General features: G+C 40.9%; 3 protein-coding genes and 3 pseudogenes. 3 read left to right on the plus strand and 3 right to left on the minus strand.

Annotated features, from left to right (window positions below):
* Positions 1-126 precede the first annotated feature (126 nt).
* From F7D47_RS05970 to F7D47_RS05980, 3 genes and pseudogenes are all read left to right on the plus strand, one after another.
* Positions 127-1,047 (plus strand): annotated as a pseudogene (locus F7D47_RS05970) (TraM recognition domain-containing protein); the annotation flags it as partial.
* Positions 1,048-1,221: 174 nt separating this feature from the next.
* Positions 1,222-1,542: a type II toxin-antitoxin system RelE/ParE family toxin gene (locus F7D47_RS05975; protein WP_025867317.1), complete on the plus strand. Its 321-nt coding sequence runs from the start codon at positions 1,222-1,224 to the stop codon at positions 1,540-1,542.
* Positions 1,535-2,650, plus strand: coding sequence for a HigA family addiction module antitoxin (locus tag F7D47_RS05980; RefSeq protein ID WP_118529019.1), 1,116 nt, complete (start codon positions 1,535-1,537; stop codon positions 2,648-2,650). Before F7D47_RS05975 ends, F7D47_RS05980 begins: the two co-directional genes overlap by 8 nt.
* A gap of 55 nt (positions 2,651-2,705) precedes the next feature.
* Here F7D47_RS05980 and F7D47_RS05985 read toward each other — a convergent pair.
* From F7D47_RS05985 to F7D47_RS06005, 3 genes and pseudogenes are all read right to left on the minus strand, one after another.
* A pseudogene (locus tag F7D47_RS05985) lies at positions 2,706-2,807 on the minus strand (RteC domain-containing protein); the annotation flags it as partial.
* A 279-nt stretch (positions 2,808-3,086) separates the two neighbouring features.
* A pseudogene (locus tag F7D47_RS05995) lies at positions 3,087-3,689 on the minus strand (RHS repeat domain-containing protein); the annotation flags it as partial.
* 721 nt (positions 3,690-4,410) lie between these two features.
* Positions 4,411-5,198, minus strand: a 788-nt coding sequence (locus F7D47_RS06005; protein ID WP_194252663.1) for an RHS repeat-associated core domain-containing protein, incomplete at its 5' end; no start/stop codon positions are given.

Here is a 5,198-nt window from a genome sequence, read left to right on the forward strand (position 1 = left end):
TTCTTATGTTAGAATGTAAATCATGGTTTGAAACTGTACACACTCGGAGTACAAACGAAAACAAGATATGCTTGTGTCGAAAAGGTATATATGAACTGATGGTAGAGTCGTCATCAACAACAATAAGAATTAGAGAACTATCTTTCTCCATTCATGGACGCCTGGCAAGGTGGGGCAATGGAGCAGTTGGCAGGACAGATTGCAAGCGCAAAGATTCCGCAGTCACGAATGATCTCACCACAACTCTACCGGGTGATGTCCGCAAGCGAGTTTACACTCGACATCAACAATCCCGAAGAACCGAAAATTCTATGTGTCAGCAACAATCCCGACCGTCAGAACATTTATGGTGCTGCACTCGGCTTGTACAACAGCCGCATAGTAAAACTCATCAACAAGAAGGGACAACTCAAATCATCCGTTATCATTGACGAGTTGCCGAACATCTATTTCAAGGGATTGGATAACCTGATTGCTACGGCACGAAGCAACAAGGTTGCCGTCTGCTTGGGCTTCCAAGACTTCTCGCAATTGGTTCGTGATTATGGAGACAAGGAGGCAAAGGTGGTTATCAATACGGTAGGTAACATCTTCAGCGGTCAGGTCGTTGGCGAGACCGCCAAGACTTTATCCGAGCGTTTTGGAAAAGTACTCCAAAAGCGCCAGTCTATTTCCATCAACCGTCAGGATGTTTCTACATCCATCAATACCCAGATGGACAGTCACATTCCGCCGAGCAAGATTAGCGGACTCACCCAAGGAATGTTTGTCGGCTCTGTTTCCGATAACTTCAACGAGCGTATCGAGCAGAAGATATTCCATGCCGAGATAGTAGTTGATACCGAAAAGGTGAAACGGGAGGAAAGTCGTTATCAGAAACTCCCCATCATCAACGATTTCTTGGATGCGGATGGCAACGACTGTATGGAGCAGACCATACAGGACAACTACAACCAAGTCAAGGAGGATGTCAAGCAGATAGTCAAGGATGAGCTGGGGCGTATCGCCAACGATGAGAACTTGAAGCACTTGATACAGAAGGCATAAATGCGCTTTTTACAGTTGAATATAAATAGGTTTGTGCTATTGCTTTTTCCGCGAGTGCCAAGAATAATAGTTAAAAATGATTATAATATAGCTAATAATTAGTTATCAATTTTGATAATCAAAATATTTATCGTAACTTTGCACACAAATAAAAATAACATGGCTGAATAATATATGAACATAACAAGTGAAGACGAGGCTTTGTTGGAACTGTTCGAAAATGGAAAGACATCTGACAAGAAGTATAAAAGACTTCCTATAGCCGCAATCAAGGGTTATGTTAAGGCTGTCAACAAAATGAGAGCTGCAACAAGAATTGAAGACATTATGCGTGATCATGGCTTGCGCTACGAAAGATTGCACGGAGACAGAAAAGATCAAGAATCCGTAAGATGCAATGATGTCTGGCGATTGATTTTCCAAAGCTCTCCTGCCGATGGCAGTATTATCATTACCGAAATAGAATTAATTGAAATATCACATCATTATGACTAAGTTTAGTTTCAATCAGGCAGTTCCATTTGAGGCAACTCATGTGGGCGAGGTGATTAAGGACGAATTGTCTGCTCGTAATATGAAGCAGAGCGAATTGTCCGAACTCACTGGCATACAGAAATCCATTCTGAATGATGTCATAAAAGGTAAACGTTCTCTGACACCTGAAATGGCATTGTTGTTGGAAAACGCTCTCGGCATTTCTGCGACATATCTCATGAACATCCAGACGCAATACGAATTGGATTGCGCCAAACAGAGCGAAAGGGTTGTGTTGCAGACTAAAATGCTTGAGATTTGGAATGTACTCAAAGACCAAGTATCAATTCCCTTTTTCAGAAAAGCCGGTATCGTTAGAGGAAATATCATCGAGGATGTAAAACGCATCTTCGAGGTCTTTTCCGTGGATAACTTGGATGATTTCTTTGGTTTGAAGGCAGAAGAAATGGAACTTTCTTATTACCGCAAGTCAGAAAAGGTGAAAACCAATCCCGTGGACATTCTGTCTTGGAAATATTATTGCTATCATCTCTCTAAAAATGATGATTCAACTTTATGCACATTTGACAAGGGGGCAGATACAGAGATGCTGGCAAGAGAGCTGAACAATGTGTTTAAAGAAAACAAGAATACGGTGAACAAAACCCAAGAGGTTCTTAACAAGTATGGCATTCGTTTTCTTGTAGTCAATAAGGTTGGGCAAGTTCCTGTTGATGGAATGTCCTTTTGGATAGGAGATACACCAACGATTGTCATCACTGAGAGAATAGCTTCCATTGACAATTTTGCTTTCACCACTTTACATGAGGTCGGTCATGTATTCAAGCACCTTACCCAAAATGGTAAGGCAATGATTAATCTCATGGAGGACAAGAAGAACATCGAGGAGTCTGAGGCTGACGAGTTTGCTTTAAATGCGACCCTACCAAATGCGGAGTGGAAAAAGTTCATGGCAAGGACTCGTGATGTTGTACCTTATAAAATAGCACCATATATTCAGACAGAAGCAGACAAACACAATGTCAATCCACAACTTCTGTTCGGACGCTATAAGCATGATATAGGTATATACAAGATAAAGAATTTCTTTGAAGCGAAAATTCTATAACGATTCACAAAGCACCATTGGTTACACATTTCATAACCAATGGTGCTTTGCATTTTCATCTCCTCATTCTCTCCAATTCATCATCCCTCCGCATTTTCTCATTCAACTTCTCCTGCATCTTGTCCAGAAAATAGGTGCGACTACAAGATGAATGTCGCTATACAAAGCATATCTATATAGGTAGTCAGCGAGTCGTTTCCAAGATTGGAGACTTTGACTCTTATGGTTCAGACCCACGCCGCATCCAGTATGCAGGTGGTGAGACTGATGGACTTTCTGTTGTTGCCCAAAACAGCTCTATTTCTCTCGATGAAATAACTCGCCAGAGATGCGGGCATCACGACCAACAACAATTTTATTGCTCTTGCTCGTGTATATCGTCAAAATTAATCATATTATTTCCCATTTTCTTGATTACAGAATATGTTCTAACATCTGATGTCTTCACCGTACGCTCACCGTCTGCATCATACCAATAGTTGGTCACAAAGCCGTTATCATCAGAAGCAAGGAGACGGTTCTCCTCATCCCATTTGAGTTTGCGCTCTGCGGTCTTCTCGTCAGCCATGCCATCCTTCTTTGTACGGCTTGTATTGACATAGACCAGGTTACCATTGGCATCGTAAGTGTAAGTATGGTTGTTGTCCACCTTGGCCACGGAATTCGGATTCTCTTCCGTGCGGTAGTTCGCATCCTTCACTTCTGCGAGCAGGAACTTTTTGCCCTCAGTCTTGCCGTAGGTATAGGCCAGGTCATAGCCCACATGGAGCGTTCCGTCGAACTGCACGCCCTGCTGCGTGAAATGCTGCTTCTTCGACACAATGCGGTGCATGTTGTCGTAGCCCATCTCCAGCCGATAGGAAGCGGTCTTTCTGTCCGCTCCAGCATAAGTTCCCGTGGCACTTGCCAGGCGGTAGAGTGCGTCATACGTATAGGCATGCGCCATCTGTCCGCCCGCCTTTCCGCTTTCGGGAAGTGCGGCCTTGTTGGCAACGCTGAGCACGTTGCTTACGGCATCGTAGGCATAGGCATTGTCCATGATGGACTTGCCGCCTGCGTTGACCGTCAGGTTCTGCAGCCTACGGCGTGCGGGTTCGTAGGTGTAGAAAGTCTCCGCACCGTTGCAGTACTTCAGGTTGGTGCGCTGCTCGAATTTGTCATAGCCGATACTGTTCACGTAGTCATAGCCGTAAGACTTTCAATATTTCATAATCAGGTTTGCTATCTTATAACAACTCAAACGATTCCTTTTTATATCATTATGCTAAAAAACATCAGATTTTTGAATCGTATTTATGTGATAAACGAGTCTTTTATTTATAGAGCAGAAGGAAGATACCTGTAATTTCTGTATCCCCTTCTGCTCAACTGTTTACTTTAAAACATGCATTATATCATGTAATATAATATCACCATTATCCCATAGAACATAAAACCAATACCGCCATAGTATCCCTTAAGAACTGAAGGATGAGGAATTGTTATTTTGAAATAAGTCCTATTAACAGGATTCTTTTTCTGTTCCATATATGTATCAATAAATATTTCTATACCAAATAATATTGCACAAAATGCATGACAGATGTAATAAAAAAAACTTATCACACCTAAGAACAGTCCTATCAATGAAGCTATTCCATATATATATGTGGAAAAACTTTTTTTACTCCTATTTCTGTATAAATATATAAGTATCCATACACTACTCAAGAGCGTTATGCAATTAATAAATATTATGCACCATAGAGGTATCGTATCCATTATTTATTATCTTTTGTATTATTATTTTCTGAGTCCTTTTCTTCTATTACCTTATCGGTGATTTTTTCAGCTCCAGAGATTTTAAGTTGGCGACTTTGATCTAATATTTCAGTTCCTAAGTCAAAACCTTCTTCACCGATTTTTTTGTCATGACTAGGCAAATATTTATGAAATAATTTTCCTGTTGCTTTGTCAATAAGTACAAAAAGACCACTCTTAAGCACATCAGCCCAATCATCATTTACTGCATCAATGAGCATTCCTGTAATACCTGCAGCACCAGAAATTGTGTTTCCAATACCAGCCAAAGGTACACCAACTTCAGCACCAGCAACAGACAGTGTTAATGCATAGCCAGCTATAGCAGCAGCATCTCCGACATTCTGGGCTGCATTGACAAATTCTTTACCGACTTTGTAATGAAGAGTTACAACAAATTCACCATTTTCATAAGAACATACCTGATAAGAATATCTAAGAATAGGATTCTTTGTATCTCTGTTCTCAATTACTTCAGAAGCTTTGTTCTTGTGCCATAGATTGTACCATTTACGCGAGGCTTCAGCTAAAGCTTTCCATCTGAAATTTCCATCAGGATCTATATATATGATGGGATTGTTATCTGTATAAATATACGGTGATACATTTGGAGTTTTTTCCTTTAATGCATCCGTAGAAATCCACAAACTCAACCTCGGGTCATAATACCTCGCTCCATAGTAATACAACCCCGTCTCTTCATCGAATTCCTTCGCATTGAAAAGATAAGGTGTATTCCAAATGTTGT

Origin of the sequence: Segatella copri, from assembly GCF_009494835.1 — a bacterium.
Taxonomy (GTDB): Bacteria; Bacteroidota; Bacteroidia; order Bacteroidales; family Bacteroidaceae; genus Prevotella; species Prevotella copri_F.

What these genes read in the sequence shown, in the direction of transcription:
- F7D47_RS05975 (WP_025867317.1), top strand. Translation starts at nt 1,222, where the DNA reads ATGAACATAACAAGTGAAGACGAGGCTTTGTTGGAACTGTTCGAAAAT.
- F7D47_RS05980 (WP_118529019.1), top strand. Translation starts at nt 1,535, where the DNA reads ATGACTAAGTTTAGTTTCAATCAGGCAGTTCCATTTGAGGCAACTCAT.